General features: G+C 73.6%; 17 protein-coding genes and 1 riboswitch. Of the genes, 9 read left to right on the forward strand and 8 right to left on the reverse strand.

Features of this window, described 5'->3' with window-relative positions; all coding sequences use genetic code 11:
• Positions 1-16: 16 nt before the first annotated feature.
• Complete coding sequence (locus QJ852_11480) at positions 17-955, reverse strand: LysR substrate-binding domain-containing protein (GenBank protein ID WGX99040.1); 939 nt, start codon at positions 953-955, stop codon at positions 17-19.
• Positions 956-1,061: 106 nt separating this feature from the next.
• On the opposite strand from QJ852_11480, the gene QJ852_11485 reads away from it, so the two are divergent.
• From QJ852_11485 to QJ852_11510, 6 genes are all read left to right on the forward strand, one after another.
• Positions 1,062-2,522 carry a 2-hydroxymuconic semialdehyde dehydrogenase gene (locus QJ852_11485; GenBank protein ID WGX99041.1) on the forward strand — a complete coding sequence of 487 codons (1,461 nt, stop codon included), beginning with the start codon at positions 1,062-1,064 and terminating at the stop codon, positions 2,520-2,522.
• The gene (locus QJ852_11490) at positions 2,519-3,325 is read left to right on the forward strand and encodes a fumarylacetoacetate hydrolase family protein (GenBank protein WGX99042.1); all 807 of its coding nucleotides are present in this window, start codon (positions 2,519-2,521) and stop codon (positions 3,323-3,325) included. The genes QJ852_11485 and QJ852_11490 overlap by 4 nt, the downstream gene beginning before the upstream one ends.
• Entirely contained in the window at positions 3,322-3,777 is a 456-nt protein-coding gene (locus QJ852_11495; protein ID WGX99043.1) for a RidA family protein, read from the forward strand. The genes QJ852_11490 and QJ852_11495 overlap by 4 nt, the downstream gene beginning before the upstream one ends.
• Complete coding sequence (locus QJ852_11500) at positions 3,774-4,298, forward strand: 3-hydroxyanthranilate 3,4-dioxygenase (protein ID WGX99044.1); 525 nt, start codon at positions 3,774-3,776, stop codon at positions 4,296-4,298. The genes QJ852_11495 and QJ852_11500 overlap by 4 nt, the downstream gene beginning before the upstream one ends.
• 8 nt (positions 4,299-4,306) lie before the next feature.
• Positions 4,307-5,314 carry an amidohydrolase family protein gene (locus tag QJ852_11505; protein WGX99045.1) on the forward strand — a complete coding sequence of 336 codons (1,008 nt, stop codon included), beginning with the start codon at positions 4,307-4,309 and terminating at the stop codon, positions 5,312-5,314.
• 105 nt (positions 5,315-5,419) lie between these two features.
• Positions 5,420-8,815, forward strand: coding sequence for a pyruvate carboxylase (locus QJ852_11510; GenBank protein ID WGX99046.1), 3,396 nt, complete (start codon positions 5,420-5,422; stop codon positions 8,813-8,815).
• Positions 8,816-8,828: 13 nt separating this feature from the next.
• Here QJ852_11510 and QJ852_11515 read toward each other — a convergent pair whose 3' ends face one another.
• A complete protein-coding gene (locus QJ852_11515) occupies positions 8,829-9,263 on the reverse strand; it encodes a hypothetical protein (GenBank protein WGX99047.1) in 435 nt (144 codons plus the stop codon).
• Positions 9,264-9,362: 99 nt separating this feature from the next.
• Here QJ852_11515 and QJ852_11520 point away from each other — a divergent pair, with 99 nt between their 5' ends.
• A complete protein-coding gene (locus QJ852_11520) occupies positions 9,363-10,190 on the forward strand; it encodes an NmrA family NAD(P)-binding protein (GenBank protein WGX99048.1) in 828 nt (275 codons plus the stop codon).
• A gap of 52 nt (positions 10,191-10,242) precedes the next feature.
• On the opposite strand, the gene QJ852_11525 is transcribed toward QJ852_11520, so the two are convergent.
• The gene (locus QJ852_11525; GenBank protein ID WGX99049.1) at positions 10,243-11,091 is read right to left on the reverse strand and encodes an NAD(P)H-binding protein; all 849 of its coding nucleotides are present in this window, start codon (positions 11,089-11,091) and stop codon (positions 10,243-10,245) included.
• Positions 11,092-11,199: 108 nt separating this feature from the next.
• On the opposite strand from QJ852_11525, the gene QJ852_11530 reads away from it, so the two are divergent.
• Complete coding sequence (locus QJ852_11530) at positions 11,200-11,565, forward strand: helix-turn-helix domain-containing protein (protein ID WGX99050.1); 366 nt, start codon at positions 11,200-11,202, stop codon at positions 11,563-11,565.
• A 40-nt stretch (positions 11,566-11,605) separates the two neighbouring features.
• Here QJ852_11530 and QJ852_11535 read toward each other — a convergent pair whose 3' ends face one another.
• The 3 genes from QJ852_11535 to QJ852_11545 are packed head-to-tail and all read right to left on the reverse strand — an operon-like array spanning position 11,606 to position 13,622.
• Positions 11,606-12,535 (reverse strand): cobalamin biosynthesis protein, encoded by a 930-nt coding sequence (locus QJ852_11535; GenBank protein ID WGX99051.1) that lies wholly within the window; start codon positions 12,533-12,535, stop codon positions 11,606-11,608.
• Positions 12,532-13,365 carry a CbtA family protein gene (locus QJ852_11540; protein ID WGX99052.1) on the reverse strand — a complete coding sequence of 278 codons (834 nt, stop codon included), beginning with the start codon at positions 13,363-13,365 and terminating at the stop codon, positions 12,532-12,534. The genes QJ852_11535 and QJ852_11540 overlap by 4 nt, the downstream gene beginning before the upstream one ends.
• A 14-nt stretch (positions 13,366-13,379) precedes the next feature.
• On the reverse strand, positions 13,380-13,622 hold the full coding sequence (locus tag QJ852_11545) for a CbtB-domain containing protein (protein ID WGX99053.1): 243 nt from the start codon (positions 13,620-13,622) through the stop codon (positions 13,380-13,382).
• 33 nt (positions 13,623-13,655) lie between these two features.
• A riboswitch (cobalamin riboswitch) is annotated at positions 13,656-13,799 on the reverse strand.
• 124 nt (positions 13,800-13,923) lie between these two features.
• Here QJ852_11545 and QJ852_11550 point away from each other — a divergent pair.
• Complete coding sequence (locus tag QJ852_11550; GenBank protein WGX99054.1) at positions 13,924-14,061, forward strand: hypothetical protein; 138 nt, start codon at positions 13,924-13,926, stop codon at positions 14,059-14,061.
• On the opposite strand, the gene cobC is transcribed toward QJ852_11550, so the two are convergent.
• Complete coding sequence (gene cobC / locus QJ852_11555; protein ID WGX99055.1) at positions 14,058-15,071, reverse strand: Rv2231c family pyridoxal phosphate-dependent protein CobC; 1,014 nt, start codon at positions 15,069-15,071, stop codon at positions 14,058-14,060. The two genes, QJ852_11550 and cobC, sit on opposite strands and share 4 nt — an antisense overlap.
• A complete protein-coding gene (locus QJ852_11560; GenBank protein WGX99056.1) occupies positions 15,058-16,470 on the reverse strand; it encodes a cobyrinate a,c-diamide synthase in 1,413 nt (470 codons plus the stop codon). Before QJ852_11560 ends, cobC begins: the two co-directional genes overlap by 14 nt.
• Position 16,471 lies beyond the last annotated feature (1 nt).

A 16,471-nucleotide genomic window follows, 5' to 3' on the forward strand; every position in this document is an offset into this window, starting at 1 on the left:
ACACCCGGTCCAGCAGCTAGCGGTGCCGCTGGTCCTCACGCAGCCGGGCCGCCGCCGTGTCGAGCGAGGCGATCAGGGCCTCGGTGGCCGGGCCCAGGCGCCGGTCCGCCGCGAGGGTCATCCCGACGCTGTGGCCGATCGGCTCCAGCGAGACGGGCAGCGTCGTCAGCCGCGGGTCGTCGGCGCCGATCAGGCCGGGGAGTGCGGCGATCATCTCGGTCTCGTTGAGCAGCTCGCGGACCGTCAGGAAGGACGTCGCCTCGACCCGGTTGCGCGGCACCTCGAACCCGCGCGCGGCGAAGAAGGTCTCCAGCTCCTCGCGCAGCACCGTCTCGGCCCCGGGCAGGATCCACGGGTACGCCGCGAGGTCGGCCAGCGCGAGCTCGGCGTGCCCGGCGAGCGGATGGTGGGCGCCGACGACGAGGCGGATCGACTCGTCGTACAGGGTGCGGCGGCGGGTGCCCTCCGCGACCGGGCCGGTCAGCCGCCCGACGATGAGGTCGACGCGGCCGGCGGTGAGCTCGACGAGGAGGGAGTCCGGCGTGCCCTCGCGCACGATCACGGTCAGCAGCGGGCGCGACGTCTTCAGGTGGGCGATCGCCCGGGGGAGCAGCAGGTTGGAGCCGGCCAGGTGGGTGCCGACGACGACGTGGCCGCGTCGCGCGTCCGCGATCTCCTCGACGTGGCGGGTCGCCTGGGTCAGCTGCGCGAGGACCGCGCGGGCGTGGCCGGTGAAGGCGGTGCCGAACTCGGTCGGGCTGATGCCGCGCGGACCCCGGTCGTAGAGCCGCACCCCCAGGATCGTCTCCAGGTCGTGCAGCCCCCGGGTCACGACCGGCTGCGTGACGTGCAGCGCGGCGGCCGCGCCGACCACACTGCCCTGCTCGGTGAGCGCGTCGACGATCAGCAGGTGCCGGAGCTTGAGCCGGCCGTCGAGCAGTCGCGGGCTGTGCATGGCCGAACGCTACGACAGGCCCGCGCCGGTTGCCATGCCCACAGGACATGGCAAACCCTGCAAAGAGCATTGGTCAGGCATGCCCCCGGTTCCTACGCTCGGTGTCATGACATCAGTCGAGCTGCGCAACGTGGTGGCCGGGCGGCCGGTCGACGGGCGGCGTACCTTCCCCAAGCACAGCCCGGTCGACGGCGCCCTGGTCGCCCAGGTCCACGAGGCCGGGCCGGAGGTCGTGGACGCCGCCGTGGCCGCGGCCCGCGAGGCCCTGGCCGGCCCCTGGGGGAGCCTGCCCGTCGGCGAGCGGGCCACGGTGCTGCGCCGGGTCGCCGAGCGGATCGAGGCGCGCTTCGAGGACTTCGTCGCCGCCGAGGTCCGCGACACCGGCAAGCCGGAGCACCTGGTCCGCCAGCTGGACGTCGCCCGGGCGGCGCTCAACTTCCGCTCCTTCGCCGACACGATCGCGGCGCAGGGACTGGACGCCTATCTCACCGACCTCGCCGACGGCCGCCAGGCGCTCAACTACGCGGTCCCGAAGCCGCTCGGCGTGGTCGCGATCATCGTCCCCTGGAACCTGCCGCTGCTGCTGCTCACCTGGAAGGTCGCGCCCGCCCTCGCCTGCGGCAACGCAGTGGTGGTCAAGCCGTCGGAGGAGACACCGTCCACGGCCACCCTGCTCGCCGAGGTGATGGCCGAGGCCGGCGTGCCGGACGGCGTCTACAACGTCGTGCACGGGTTCGGTCCCGACTCGGCGGGCGAGCTGCTGACGACACACGAGGGCGTCGACGGCGTCACCTTCACCGGCGAGTCCCGCACCGGCTCGGCCATCATGCGGGCGGTCGCCCCGCGGGTGCGACCGGTCTCCTTCGAGCTCGGCGGCAAGAACGCGGCCGTCGTGTTCGCCGACTGCGACCTCGAGCGCACCCTCGACGGACTGACCCGCTCGATCTTCCTCAACACCGGTCAGGTCTGCCTGTGCACCGAACGCGTCTACGTCGAACGCTCGATCTTCGACCGGGTCGTCGACGGCCTCGCCGAGCGGGCCCGGGCGCTCCGGCTCGGTCGTCCGGACGCCGAGGGCACCACCACCGGACCGCTCATCTCCCGCCAGCACCGCGCGAAGGTGCAGTCGTACCTCGACCTCGCGATCGAGGAGGGCGCGAAGGTGGTCGTCGGCGGCGGCGTCCCCGAGCTCGGTGAGGACCTCCGCGACGGCGCCTGGATCGAGCCCACCCTCTGGGTCGGGCTCGACAACAGCAGCCGGGTGGTGCGCGAGGAGGTGTTCGGGCCGGTCGCCGCGCTCATCCCGTTCGACACCGAGGAGGAGGCGATCCGGCTCGCCAACGACACCGACTACGGCCTGGCCGCCGCCGTCTGGACGACCGACCTGGAGCGCGGCCACCGGGTGGCACAGCAGATGCGGGTCGGCATGGCCTGGGTCAACACGTGGTACCTGCGCGACCTGCGCTCACCCTTCGGTGGCGTCGGGCTCTCGGGCATCGGCCGCGAGGGCGGCACCCACTCGCTGCACTTCTACGCCGAGCCCACGAACGTGTGCGTGCAGCTGTGAGCGCCCGGATCGAGGACCTCGCCGCACGGCTCGACGCGGCCGTGCGCGGCGGCACGGCGATTCCCCAGCTCGCGGCCGAGGCCGGTCAGCCGGCCCTCGGCCTCGACGACGCGTACGCCGTCCAGCGGGCCGGCGTCGTGCTGCGGACCGCCCGCGGCGAGCTGGTCAGCGGTGCCAAGCTCGGCTTCACGAGCAGGGCGAAGGCCGAGCAGATGGGCGTCTCCGACGTGATCATCGGTGTGCTCACCGACGCGATGGCGGTTCCGCAGGGAGCCGAGCTCGACCTCGGCCGCGCCATCCACCCGCGGGTCGAGCCGGAGATCGCCTTCCTGCTCGGCGGCGACGTCGACCCGGCCGTGGCCACCGCCGATGAGCTGGCCGCAGCGGTGACCCACGTGGCCCCGGCGCTCGAGGTGATCGACAGCCGCTACCGCGACTTCCGGTTCAGCCTCGCCGACGTGGTCGCCGACAACACCTCGGCCTGTGCCTACGCCCTCGGCGCGTGGGTCCCGGTCGCCGAGGTGCGCGAGCGGCTGGACCTCGCCGCGCTCGACGTGATCCTCACCATCGACGGCGCCGACGTCGCGCAGGGCTCCACCGCCGACATCCTGGGCGATCCCTGGGCGGCGCTGCCCGCCGTGCACCGGATGGCGCGTCGTCACGGCCAGGCCCTGCGCCGGGGCGGCGTGCTGCTCGCGGGGGCGGCCACGGCCGCCGTACCCCTGCCGGCCGGAGTGGCCGTCACCGCGGCGATCGCCGGACTCGGATCCGTCACCCTACGCACCCGAGGAGAAGCCTCATGACCGGTCCCCACGGGTCCCCCGAGGCCCACGTGGTCGCGGGCAAGGCCACCCCCCGCGGCCGGTTCCCGCACGTGAAGGTCGTCGGCGACCTGGTCTTCGTGTCCGGCACCAGCAGCCGTCGCCCCGACAACACCTTCGCCGGCGTCCGCGTCGACGAGCTCGGCGTGACCGACCTCGACATCCGTGAGCAGACCCGCGCCGTCATCGCGAACATGGGCGACCTGCTCGCCGCGGTCGGCGCGCGGCTCGAGGACCTGGTCCAGGTCACGACGTACCTGGTGAACATGAACGACTTCGGCGGCTACAACGAGGTCTACGGCGAGCACTTCGACGAGACCGGACCGACCCGCACCACAGTGGCCGTCCACCAGCTCCCGCACCCGCACCTGCTCATCGAGATGCAGGCGATCGCCTGCCTGCCCGCCCCCACCCACGCACAGGAGAAGCCATGACCGCCATCCCGCCCGTCCTCGACTTCGAGCGCTGGATCGCCGAGCACGAGGACCAGCTCAAGCCGCCGGTCAACAACCAGCAGATGTGGGAGCCGATGGGCGACTTCATCGTGCAGGTCGTCGGCGGCCCCAACCAGCGCACCGACTTCCACCTCGACCCGTACGAGGAGTGGTTCTACCAGTACCGCGGCGACATGCATGTCGACCTGATGACTGACGAGGGGCCGCGCCGGATCGACATCCGCGAGGGTGAGATGTGGATGCTGCCGCGCAACGTCTACCACTCGCCGCAGCGTCCCGACCCGAACTCGATCGGCATCGTCATCGAGCGGATCCGCGAGGAGGGCACGCTGGAGAAGTTCAACTGGTTCTGCATGGAGTGCGACCGCCTCGTGCACGAGGTCGAGCTCCAGGTCCGCGACATCGTCGCCGACCTGCCGCCGGTCTTCGAGCAGTTCTACGCCTCCGAGGAGGCGCGCACCTGCGGCCACTGCGGCGCCCTCCACCCCGGGAAGGGCTGACGGCCGCGGTGGGCGGTCCGAGCGACGCCGACGACGTCTCGGGCGTCATCGACGTCCACACCCACTATGTGCCCCAGGGCTGGCCCGACCTCGGCGAGCACCAGCCCTGGCTCCGGGTGGAGTCGGAGGCCGAGGCGATGATCATGGTCGGCTCGCGGGAGTTCCGTCGGATCCAGTCGGACTGCTGGGACGCCGACGTCCGTCTGGCCGACATGGACGCCGACGGCGTCGACGTGCAGGTCGTCTCCCCGACCCCGGTCTTCTTCGGGTACGAGCAGCCGAGCGGCGAGGCCGAGAAGGTCGCTCGCATCTTCAACGACCTCGCCCTGGAGATCTGTGCGCCCGGCGGCGGGCGGCTGGTGCCGTTCTGCCAGGTCCCGCTCCAGGACACCGATGCCGCCTGCCGCGAGCTCGAGCGTGCGGTGGCCGCCGGGCACCGCGGTGTCGAGATCGGCAACCACGTCGGCGACCGGGATCTCGACGATGCCGGCATCGTCACCTTCCTGCAGCACGCCGCCGCCCTCGGCGTACCGGTGTTCGTGCACCCGTGGGACATGGCGTCGTCCCCGCGGCTCGACCGATGGATGGCGCGGTGGCTCGCCGGCATGCCCGCCGAGACCCACCTCTCGGTCATCGCGATGATCCTCGGCGGCGTGTTCGACCGGGTGCCGGACAGCCTGCGGATCTGCTTCGCCCACGGCGGCGGTTCCTTCGCCTTCTGGCTCGGCCGGTTCGAGAACGCGTGGCACCACCGCAACGACGTCATCGGCACGTCGGCGCAGCCGCCGTCGGCGTACGTCGGGCGTTTCTCCGTCGACTCCGTGGTCTTCGAGCCCGCCGCCCTGCGGACCCTGGTCGACGTGCTCGGCCCCCGCCAGGTCATGGTGGGCAGCGACTACCCCTACCCGCTCGGCGAGCGGCCGGTCGGCAGCGTCGTGCACCGGTCGACCTTCCTCGACGCCGACGACCGCCGGCTCGTCCTGCGGGACAACGCGCGCCGCTTCCTCGACGGCTGACAGGAGTCCGACGAGGGGTCTCCAACAGGTGGGCACGCCTCGATGACCGGGCGCACGACTGGTGGGATGGAACCCCACCCACACGTACAGCGAGGAGTCATCCACTTGTTCTCGAAGGTTCTGGTCGCCAATCGCGGAGAGATCGCCATCCGAGCGTTCCGCGCGGCGTACGAGCTGGGCGCCACCACCGTGGCCGTCTTCCCGTACGAGGACCGGGGTTCCGAGCACCGTCTCAAGGCCGACGAGGCCTACGAGATCGGTGAGCGGGGACACCCGGTCCGCAGCTACCTCGACCCGGACGCGATCGTCGCGGCCGCCGTGCAGTGCGGCGCCGACGCGATCTATCCGGGATACGGGTTCCTGTCGGAGAACCCGGCGCTCGCGGAGGCGTGCGCCGCCGCCGGCATCACGTTCGTCGGACCGTCCGCGGCCGTGCTCGAGCTCACCGGCAACAAGGCCCGCGCCATCGCGGCCGCCAAGGCGGCGGGTGTGCCGACGCTGCAGAGCGTCGATCCGTCGACCGACGTCGAGGCCCTGCTGGTCGCGGCGGAGGCGATCCCGGCGCCGCTGTTCGTCAAGGCCGTCGCGGGCGGCGGCGGGCGCGGCATGCGCCGCGTCGACGACCGCTCGCAGCTGCGGGAGGCGATCGAGACCTGCATGCGCGAGGCCGAGGGCGCCTTCGGCGACCCGACCGTCTTCATCGAGCAGGCGGTCGTCGACCCGCGGCACATCGAGGTGCAGATCCTCGCCGACGGTCAGGGCAACGTGATCCACCTCTTCGAGCGGGACTGCTCGGTGCAGCGCCGCCACCAGAAGGTGGTCGAGATCGCGCCGGCGCCGAACCTCGCGCCCGAGCTGCGGGACCGGATGTGCGCCGACGCCGTGCGCTTCGCGCGCGAGATCGGCTACGCGTGCGCCGGTACGGTCGAGTTCCTGCTCGACCCTGACGGCAACTACGTGTTCATCGAGATGAACCCGCGGATCCAGGTCGAGCACACGGTCACCGAGGAGGTCACCGACGTCGACCTGGTCCAGTCCCAGCTGCGGATCGCGGCGGGCGAGACGCTCGCCGACCTGGGCCTGTCCCAGGACAGTGTGCGGCTGCGCGGGGCCGCGCTGCAGTGCCGGATCACGACCGAGGACCCCGCCAACGGGTTCCGTCCCGACACCGGCACCATCACGGCGTACCGCTCGCCGGGAGGTGCGGGGGTCCGGATCGATGGTGGTACGACGTTCACCGGAGCCGAGGTCAGCCCCCACTTCGACTCGATGCTGGCCAAGCTCACCTGCCGCGGACGCACCTTCGCCGATGCGGTCGGCCGGGCGCGGCGTGCCGTGGCGGAGTTCCGGATCCGGGGCGTCGCGACGAACATCCCGTTCCTGCAGGCGCTCCTCGACGACCCGGACTTCGCATCGGGCCGGGTGACCACCAGCTTCATCGAGACCCACCCGCAGCTGCTCACCGCCCGGGCCTCCGGCGACCGCGGCACCCGGCTGCTGACCTACCTGGCCGACGTCACCGTCAACCAGCCGCACGGCGCCGTACCGGTCTCGGTGGCCCCGCGCGCCAAGCTGCCGGCCATCGACCTGTCGCTGACGCCGCCGGACGGCACCCGCCAGCGGCTGCGTGCCGTGGGACCGGAGGCGTTCGCCGCGGAGCTGCGGGCGCAGACCGCGGTCGCGGTCACCGACACCACCTTCCGCGACGCCCACCAGTCGCTGCTGGCCACCCGGGTCCGCACCCACGACCTGCTCGGCGTCGCCGGGCACGTCGCCCGGACCACGCCCCAGTTGTGGTCATTGGAGTGCTGGGGCGGGGCGACGTACGACGTCGCGCTGCGCTTCCTCTCCGAGGACCCGTGGGACCGGCTGGCCAAGCTGCGTGCGGCCGTGCCGAACATCTGTCTGCAGATGCTGCTGCGCGGGCGCAACACGGTCGGCTACACGCCGTACCCGACCAGCGTGACCAACGCGTTCGTCGAGGAGGCCGCCGCGACCGGGATCGACGTGTTCCGGATCTTCGACGCCCTCAACGACGTCGAGCAGATGCGCCCCGCGATCGAGGCGGTCCGGGCCACCGGCACGAGTGTCGCCGAGGTCGCGCTGTGCTACACCGGCGACCTGTCCGACCCGGGCGAGCAGCTCTACACGCTCGACTACTACCTGCGCCTGGCCGAGCGGATCGTCGAGGCCGGCGCCCACGTGCTCGCGATCAAGGACATGGCCGGGTTGCTGCGCGCCCCGGCCGCGACCACGCTGGTCACGGCGCTGCGCGAGCGGTTCGACCTGCCCGTCCACCTGCACACCCACGACACCGCCGGCGGGCAGCTCGCCACGCTGACCGCCGCCATCGCGGCCGGCGTCGACGCGGTGGACGCGGCGACCGCATCGATGGCCGGGACGACGTCCCAGCCGCCGCTGTCGTCGCTGGTCGCGGCGACCGACCACCCGGCCCAGGAGGGCCGGTCGACCGGCCTCGACCTCGCCGCGGTCAACGCGCTCGAGCCCTATTGGGAGGCGGCCCGACGGCTCTACGCCCCCTTCGAGTCCGGGCTCCCGGCGCCGACCGGCCGGGTCTACCGCCACGAGATCCCGGGCGGCCAGCTCTCCAACCTGCGCCAGCAGGCGATCGCGCTGGGGCTCGGGGAGAAGTTCGAGCAGGTCGAGGACATGTACGCCGCGGCGAACGACATCCTCGGTCGGGTCCCGAAGGTCACTCCCTCCTCGAAGGTGATCGGCGACCTCGCGCTCGCGCTCGTCGCGGCGGGAGCCGATCCGGAGGCGTTCGCGGCCGACCCGGCGTCGTACGACATCCCGGCGTCGGTGATCGGCTTCCTGCACGGCGAGCTGGGCGACCCGCCCGGTGGTTGGCCGGAGCCGTTCCGCAGCAAGGCGATCGCCGGGCGCTCCTGGACGCCGCCCGACGAGGTGCTGGCCGCCGAGGACGAGGCGGATCTGGCGGGCGACGCGCCGGTGCGCCGGGCGACCCTCAACCGGCTGCTGTTCCCCGGCCCCACCCGGGAGTACGACGAGGCGCGGTCGCAGTGGGGCGACCTGTCCGTCGTACCGACCCGGGAGTTCCTCTACGGCCTCCAGGCCGGCGAGGAGCACGTCGTCCAGCTCGCCGAGGGCAAGCAGCTGCTGCTCGGCCTGCAGGCGGTCGGCGAACCGGACGAGCGCGGCTACCGGACGGTGCTCTGCACCCTCAACGGCCAGATCCGCCCGGTCAGCGTGCGGGATCGCTCGGTGTCCGCCGAGGTCGCCGCCGCCGAGAAGGCCGACCCCGCGCAGCCCGGCCACGTCGCCGCGCCCTTCCAGGGGGTCGTGTCGGTCGTGGTCGCCGAGGGTGACCAGGTCAGCGCCGGCGACACGGTCGCGACCATCGAGGCGATGAAGATGGAGGCCGCGATCACGGCCCCGGTCGACGGCACCGTCCAGCGGGTCGCGCTGGCCGGCCCGAAGGCGGCGGAGGGCGGCGACCTGGTGCTCGTCGTCGGCTGACGGACTCGACCGATCAGTCCCCGGCCGCGGGCTCGCGCTCGTGGCCGGGGCGCCCGTGGGTACGCCGGTCCTCCTTCATCTCGGCCTCGTAGAGGTGGCGCCGCCCGGCGACGAGCTCGTCCCGGGCGGCGCCCTCGAGCCGCTTGAAGTCGGCGTAGTAGCCGTCGTCGTACTCCTCGACGATCTGGAAGGTCCACCGGCCCCGCAGCACGTTGCGGCCGACCAGCTCGGTCTCGATCCGGTCGGCGAGCGCGCCGTGGCCGGCCGCCCGCAGCTGCTCGACGCCCTTGCCGAGGGTGAGGTCGGCGGTGCCGCTGAGCCGGTGGAAGGCGTAGAGATGGCCGCGAGCCACTTCCACCGCCTCCAGGGCTTCGGAGATGTTGCCCAGCGCCTCGACCGTCAGGTCGTCGACGCCCTCGGGCCGGGTGTGCTCCTCGTCGCTCGCCATGCATCGATGATGCCCACCGGCCGGCACGGCACACGGGTGGCCGTTGACCTCAAGATCACTTGAGGTTCTAGCGTCGATCCCGACGAAGGGAGATCGACGATGACGACACTCGTGACAGGTGCGACCGGCAACACCGGGCGCCACGTGACGGCAGAGCTGGTTCGACGCGGGGAAGGCGTGCGGGCGTTGACCCGCGACCCGGGGCGGGCGGCCTCGGTGCTGCCGGACGGCGTCGAGCTGGTGGCCGGCACACACACCGATCTCGCGATGCTCGGCGGCGCACTCGACGGGGTGGACCGCCTCCACATCACGGCGACGGCGGGACTCGTGGAGACCGGGCCGGAGCTGGTGCGCCGGGCCGTGGCCGCCGGGGTGCGCCGGATCACCGTGCTCTGGGGCGGCTATGTGGGACCGGTCGAGGAGGCGGTCGCGGACTCCGGCGTCGCCTGGACGCGGCTCGAGCCGCAGGAGTTCATGTCCAACGCCCTGACCTGGGTCGACTCCGTCCGGACCGAAGGTGTGGTGCGCGAGCCGTTCGACCTGCCGAGCGCCGTGGTGCACGAGGGCGACATCGGGGCGGTCGCGGCGGCGGCGCTGCTCGAGGACGGCCACGCCGGCAAGGCCTACAACCTGACCGGGCCCGAGGCGCTGCGGACGTCAGAGCGCGTCGCGCTGCTGTCCGCGGCCATCGGGCACCCGGTCGACCTCGTCCGGATCACCCGCGAGCAGGCGGTGGCCCGGTTGGTCGCGGACGGCGTGTCCCCGGCCGACGCGGAGTACGTCGTCGGATGGCACGCCGACCCGCCGGCGGCGTCGTGGACGCCGGTCGACACCGTCGCGCAGGTGCTGGGGCGCCCGGCGCGGACGTTCGCGGACTGGCTGGCGGAGCACGCCGATCGGTTCGACGTGCCTCGCCTCGCGTCCTGAGCCCGCGGACTCGCGACGGCCGCTGTGCGACCTGCTCGACGACCGGGGTGCCTCAGAGTGCGGCGCGGAGGGCGTCGGCCAGGGAGGTGCTCGGGCGCCCGAGCAGCGTCTCGAGGTCGCCCGGCTCGACGTACAGCTCACCGCGGCCGAGGCCGAGATCGGCGTCGGCCAGGATCGCGGCGTACTGCTCGGGCAGACCGGCGCGCACCAGCGCCTTCGTGAGCTCGTCGGCCGGCAGGTCGGTGTAGGTGACCTCCCTGTCGAGGACGTCGCCGACCGTGGCGGCGAGCTCCTTCAGGCTGAACGCGGCACCGCCGAGCTCGTAGACCGCCTTCGGCCGGTCGAGCAGGAGCGCCGCCGCGGCCGCCTCGGCGAAGTCGGCGCGGGTGGCGGCGCTGACCCGGCCGTCCCCGGCGGCGCCCAGCACCGTGCCGTGCTCGGCGTACGTCGGGAGCTGGTCGGTGTAGTTCTCGAGGTACCAGCTGTTGCGCAGGAAGGTGTGGGGGAGCCCGGACGCCACGATCGCCTCCTCGGTCGCCCGGTGCTCGGCGGCGAGCGCGATGCCGGTCGTGTCGGCGTGGGGGATGCTCGTGTAGGCGAGGAGGTCGACCCCGGCGGCGCGTGCCGCGTCGATGACGTTCTGGTGCTGCGGGAGGCGCTCGCCGACCTCGCTGCCGGAGATGAGGAGGACGCGCTCGGCGCCCGCGAAGGCATCGGCGAGTGCGGCCGGGGCGGCGTAGTCGACGCGACGGGTGGTGACGCCGAGGTCGGCGAGACCGGCGAGCCGCTCCTCGTCGCGGCCGAGCGCGACGATCCGGTCGGCCGGCACGCCCTTGGCGAGCAGGGAGGTGACGACGAGTCGGCCGAGCTGGCCGGTGGCTCCGGTGACGACGAGGGACATGGTGGGCGCCTTTCGAACGGTGGGAGATCGTGCTGTCGACGTCCTCAACGGACCGTTCGGGAAGTTGCTTCCCATTGGATAGTACGCACTTCGAAGTAAGGTACTTCCGTGGCGGAAAGTACCGAGACGATCTTCGAGCAGTTCCCCGGCGGGGTGTTCCCGGCCGCCTGCTCGAGCCGGATGCTGCTCGACCACGTGATGAGCAAGTGGGGCGTGCTCGTGCTGGTGTCCCTCACCGACGGGCCGCAGCGCTGGAGCGAGCTGCGCCGGCGCGCGCAGGGGATCAGCGAGAAGATGCTCGCCCAGACGCTCAGGACCCTCGAGGGCGACGGCCTGGTCCACCGGGAGCAGCAGCCGGTGATGCCGCCGCGGGTCGACTACAGTCTGACGCCGCTCGGCGAGGAGCTGGCCGAGGTGATGGTTCCGCTGCTGCGCTGGGTCGGGCGCCACGCCGACGAGATCATCGGGAGCTGACGCCGTCGTACCGGACATCCGGGTCGTGTTCTCGGTGGATTCACGACCGTTCTGTCCGGTACGACGGGGCCCGGAGGGCGAGTGCCGCGGCGACGAGGGCGGCGGCCGTGCCGATCCGCCGGGCCAGGGTGCGGGCGCGGTCGAGATCGGCCCGCCCGGGCAGCGGTCCGTCGCCCATGACCGCCCGGTGCTCGATCCGGCCGCCGTAGTCGTTGGTGCCGCCCAGCCGGATGCCGAGGGCGCCCGCGAACGCCGCCTCGACCGGTCCGGCATTGGGACTGGGATGGCCCGCCGCGTCGCGCCGCCACGACCGCCACGCGCCGCGCGGGTCGGGGCCGAGCAGCGCCGCGAGGGCGGCCGTCAGCCGGGAGCCGGGCAGGTTGAGCAGGTCGTCGAGGCGGGCCGCGGCCCAGCCGAACCGCTCGTAGCGGGCACTACGGTGCCCGACCATCGCGTCGAGGGTGTTGGCGGCGCGGTAGCCGAGCAGCCCCGGGACGCCGGCCACGGCACCCCAGACGAGCGGCGCGACCACCGCATCGGAGGTGTTCTCCGCCAGCGACTCGAGCGTCGCCCGGACCACCTCCGCCCCGTCGAGCCGGGTGGTGTCGCGCCCGACCAGGTGGGTGAGCCGGATCCGGGCAGCCGGGAGGTCGGCGGCCGCCAGGAGGCGGGACACCGCCGCGGCCTCCCGATCCAGCGAGGTGCCGCCGAGCACCGCCCACGTGGCGACCGCCGTGACCAGGGTTCGGGGGACGGCGTGGGGGAGTGCCCGCTCCGCCGCGACGCCGAGCACGACGGCGCCGCCGACCAACGTGCCGGCGTACCGGACGCCGGCGGCGCGGTCGTCGCGCCAGACCCGACGCTCCAGGGCGGCCGCGACCTGCCCGAAGCCAGCGACCGGATGCCGCCGCCGCGGATCGGCGAGGAGCCGGTCCGCGGTGTACCCGAGCAGCAGTCCCGCAGCCCTCACAGGCTCGCGGCGAGCTCGCGGCGGGCGAGGTCCGCCGCCGCGCGGTCGTGGAGCCGGCCGACCAGGACGGTCAGACCGACGCCGATGCTCGCCCACAGGGCGGCGAGGGTGATCAGCGACGAGCGGCGGAAGTACCAGAGCGTGTCGGCCGGGAAGTCGCCGAGCTCGTCGACCGTGGGCAGCAGCAGCGCGGTGACCGTCACGATCGCCAGGTAGGCGCCGGCCGCGAGGAAGGCGGCGGTCCAGCCGTCGTACCTCGAACGCAGCCGGTGGGCCAGCACCACGACCGCGATCGCGGCGAGCACCGAGACCAGGAGCAGGGCGAAGTACGACGCCGTGCGGCCGCCGATCGTGTCGCCGCTGCCCACCGCGGGTGGCGTCGCGGGGTACTTCGTGAACGGGACGAGCGCGACCGCCACGAACCCGATCAGCGCCACCAGCGCCGTGGAGCCGCGCGCGGAGAGGCCGAGGCGGCCCAGGACGGCGGCCGCGGCCAGCGCGGTCAGCCCGCCGAGGGCCGTGCCGATGGCGAGGGTGCCGGTCAGCAGGCCCCAGCTCTTCTGGTTCTCGCGGGAGACCTCGACCAGGCCCGCCTCGTCGGCAGCTGCGTCGGCGTGGTCGTGCTCGGCGGGGTCGGCGGGGTCGGCGGGGTCGGCGGGCGTCTGCGCGGCGGCCGCCTCCTCGAGGGCGATGGCGTCGTCGACGTACGGCTCACCGAAGGCGAAGGCCACGACGAAGGCGATCAGGCCGGCGGCCAGCCCCACCGCGAGTCCGCGGACGAGGAAGGCGGCCGGGCTCAGGACAGACCTGTCCCCGGGAACGGTGCTCATCAGCTTCGCCCGACTCAGTGGCAGGGGTAGCCGAGCAGGTGCCGGGCGTCGTGCACCCATTCGTGCACGGCGTTGCCGGCCGGGATCGAGATCGCGCCCTGGTCGGCGCTCACGAAGAAGATCGCGAGCATCGCGAGCAGGCCGAAGAAGACGACCCAGGTGCCGAGCTGCAGCAGCGGGACGACCGGGACGACGGCCGGGACCTGGATGACGGGGCCCGCGGTCGGGGCGAGAGGGGTGGCAGGGGACTGCGACATGGTGCCTCCTCAGGGATTCAGCGTCCCTGGACAGTGGATGTGAGGTGTGCAGGCACTCGTTCCTGACTTCACCGCACCCGTCCGAGGGCGGAGGCGGTGTCACAGTAGCGCGACTGTGCCGGATTCCCACCGGCTTCCTCGTGCCTGCGAGAGCGAGCCTAGGGCATGGCGGGCGGTGGTGGGCAGCTGTCCGGGCTGCGGGTGTCCGGACGCTGCGGTTTGGTCCCAAACCGCAGCAATTCAGGCCTTCTGCGTGCGGTTTCTGCCCAATCGAGGGCCTCCGGAGTCCCGGGAGTGGCCGATGCTCGCGCTGCTGGGGCGGGCCGAGCCGGACGAGGCGACCGGTCCGCTGATGGGACTGCTGTCGTCGGCCGGAGCCGTGCCCGAGCTGGGTGGCCGTGGTCGCGCCCGCGGCAGGCGGGGCGGCCGGGGCTCCTAGCCCGCCGACCCCGCCAGGCCCGCCAGCAGGAGGTCGGTCGTGTCCGGCGGACGCACCGCGATCCGGATCCAGCTGCCGTCGAGGCCGGGGAAGGTGTCGGCCCGGCGGACGGCGATGCCGGAGGCGCGCAGCCGGGCGTGCACCCCGTCGCCCACCCGGGCGAGCACGAAGGACGCGGCGGACGGCAGGTGGGGGATGCCGAGGTCGGCGAGCCCCTTCTCGAGATGCTCGCGCCAGTCCCGGATCAGCTCGGCCCGTCGCCGGGCCTCGCGGCCCGCCTCGACCGAGGTGCACGCCACGACCGCGGCGACGGCCGTCGTGCCGACCGACCAGGGCGTCTGCGCCCGGGCCAGGTCCGCGATGACGGCGGGGCCGCCGACGACATAGCCCGCGCGGATCCCGGGGATTCCCCAGTGCTTCGTCAGCGAGCGCAGCACCAGCAGCCCGTCGAGCGGTACGCCGGCCAGCGACTCCGGCTCGCCCGGGACGCAGTCCATGAACGCCTCGTCGACCACCACCAGCCGGCCCGGACGACGCAGGCCGGCCAGCAGGTCGGCCGGGTGCAGGACCCCGGTCGGGTTGGTGGGGTTGCCGATCATGACGAGATCGGCGTCCTCGGGGAGGAGCGCCGGGTCGAGCGCGAACGGCTCCGGCAGCACCACCGGCGTCACCTCGTGGCCGGCCTGCGCCAGCGCCGCGTGCGGCTCGGTGAACTGCGGGTGCACCACCACCGGTCGCCGCCAGGAGCGCAGCCGCGCGACCAGCGTGAACGCCTCCGCGGCACCGGCGGTCACGAGCACCTCGCCCTCGGCCCGCCCGTGGTGCGCAGCCACGGCCGTCCGCGCGGCGCTCGGGTCCGGGTAGGCGCCGACCGCGTCCAGTGAGCCGCGCAGGGCGTCGTCGAGCCAGGGCGGTCGCGTGCCGTCGTACACGTTGACGGCGAGGTCGAGCATCCCGCGGGCCTCGACGTCGCCGTGGTGGCGCAGCGGATCCGGCTCAGCCACGAGCATGCACCGCCTCGGCGAACCGCGCGGCCAGCCGGGGGTGACCCGCCCAGTGCGTGTGGAGGTACGACGCGTGCAGCGTGTCCGACGCGAAGCCGACGTCCTCGCCATCGACGGTCCAGGCGGGGGTCCGGGCGGGCGGCCCGGCGACCGCGGGGGTCACGGTCGTGCGGTGGAACTCGTGTCCGGTCACCTGCTCGCCGGCCCGGGTCAGCAGGGTGTCGACGGGCGCGGTGGCGGCCGGGTAGCGCAGGGTGAGCCGCTCGCTCATCGCGGCGTCGGCATCGAGGACCCCGGCCATCGGGGCGCCGTCGAGTGTGCGGCACAGGTAGAGCAGGCCGGCGCACTCGGCCACGGTCGGCAGGCCGTCGAGCACGGCCTCCCTGATCTGGCGCCGTAGCGCGGTGTTGGCGGCGAGGTCGGCGGCGTGGACCTCGGGGAAGCCGCCGCCGAGGTACAGGCCCGCGGTCCCGGCCGGCAGGGCGGGATCGAGCGCCGGGTCGAAGGGTGCCACCTCGCAGCCGTGGGCGGCGAGCAGCTCGGTGGTCTCGGCGTACCGGAAGGTGAAGGCCCGGCCCGCCGCCACGGCGACCCGTCGCGTTTGAACGCGCCGGGTCGATGCCCCTGGGGCGTTCAGATGCGCCGGGTCGGTGGACCAGGGGACCGCGTCGAGGTCCGGGGCCGACCGGGCGATCGCCAGCACCGCGTCGAGGTCGACGTGCTCGGCGACCACCTCCGCCAGCCGCGCGACGACGGTCGCGGACTCGCCGCGCTCGGCGGCGGTGACCAGCCCCAGGTGCCGCGAGGGGGTGGCGATCGAGGCGTCGCGGGGGAGCACGCCGAGCACGGGCAGGGCGATCGAGGAGCGGACCTCGTCGGCGTGCCGCGCCGAGCCGGCCTGGTTGAGGATCACGCCGGCGACCTCGACCGACGGGTCCCAGGTCGCCATGCCGTGCACCACCGCGCCGATCGAGCGGGAGGAGCGGGAGATGTCGACGACGAGCACGACCGGCGTCCGGGTCAGGGCCGCGACATGCGCGGTGGAGGAGAAGCCGTCGCTGCCGATCCGGCCGTCGTACAGGCCCATCACGCCCTCGACGACCGCGACGTCCGCGGGCACGGGGGTGGCCGCGCCGTGCAGCAGCAGCGGGGCGACCAGGTCCTCACCGACGAGATGGGGGTCGAGGTTGCGGCCGGGACGTCCGCAGGCGAGTGCGTGGTAGCCGGGGTCGATGTAGTCCGGCCCGACCTTGTGCCCGCTCACGACGTGTCCCGCCGCCGTCAGTGCGGCCATCAGGCCGGTCGCGACGGTCGTCTTGCCCTGCCCGGTCGCCGGGGCGGCGACGACGACACGGGGCAGCCGGGGCAGCCGGGGCAGCCGGGGCAGCTGGGGCAACTCAGCCACG

The organism is Nocardioides sp. L-11A, from assembly GCA_029961745.1.
Taxonomy (GTDB): Bacteria; Actinomycetota; Actinomycetes; order Propionibacteriales; family Nocardioidaceae; genus Nocardioides.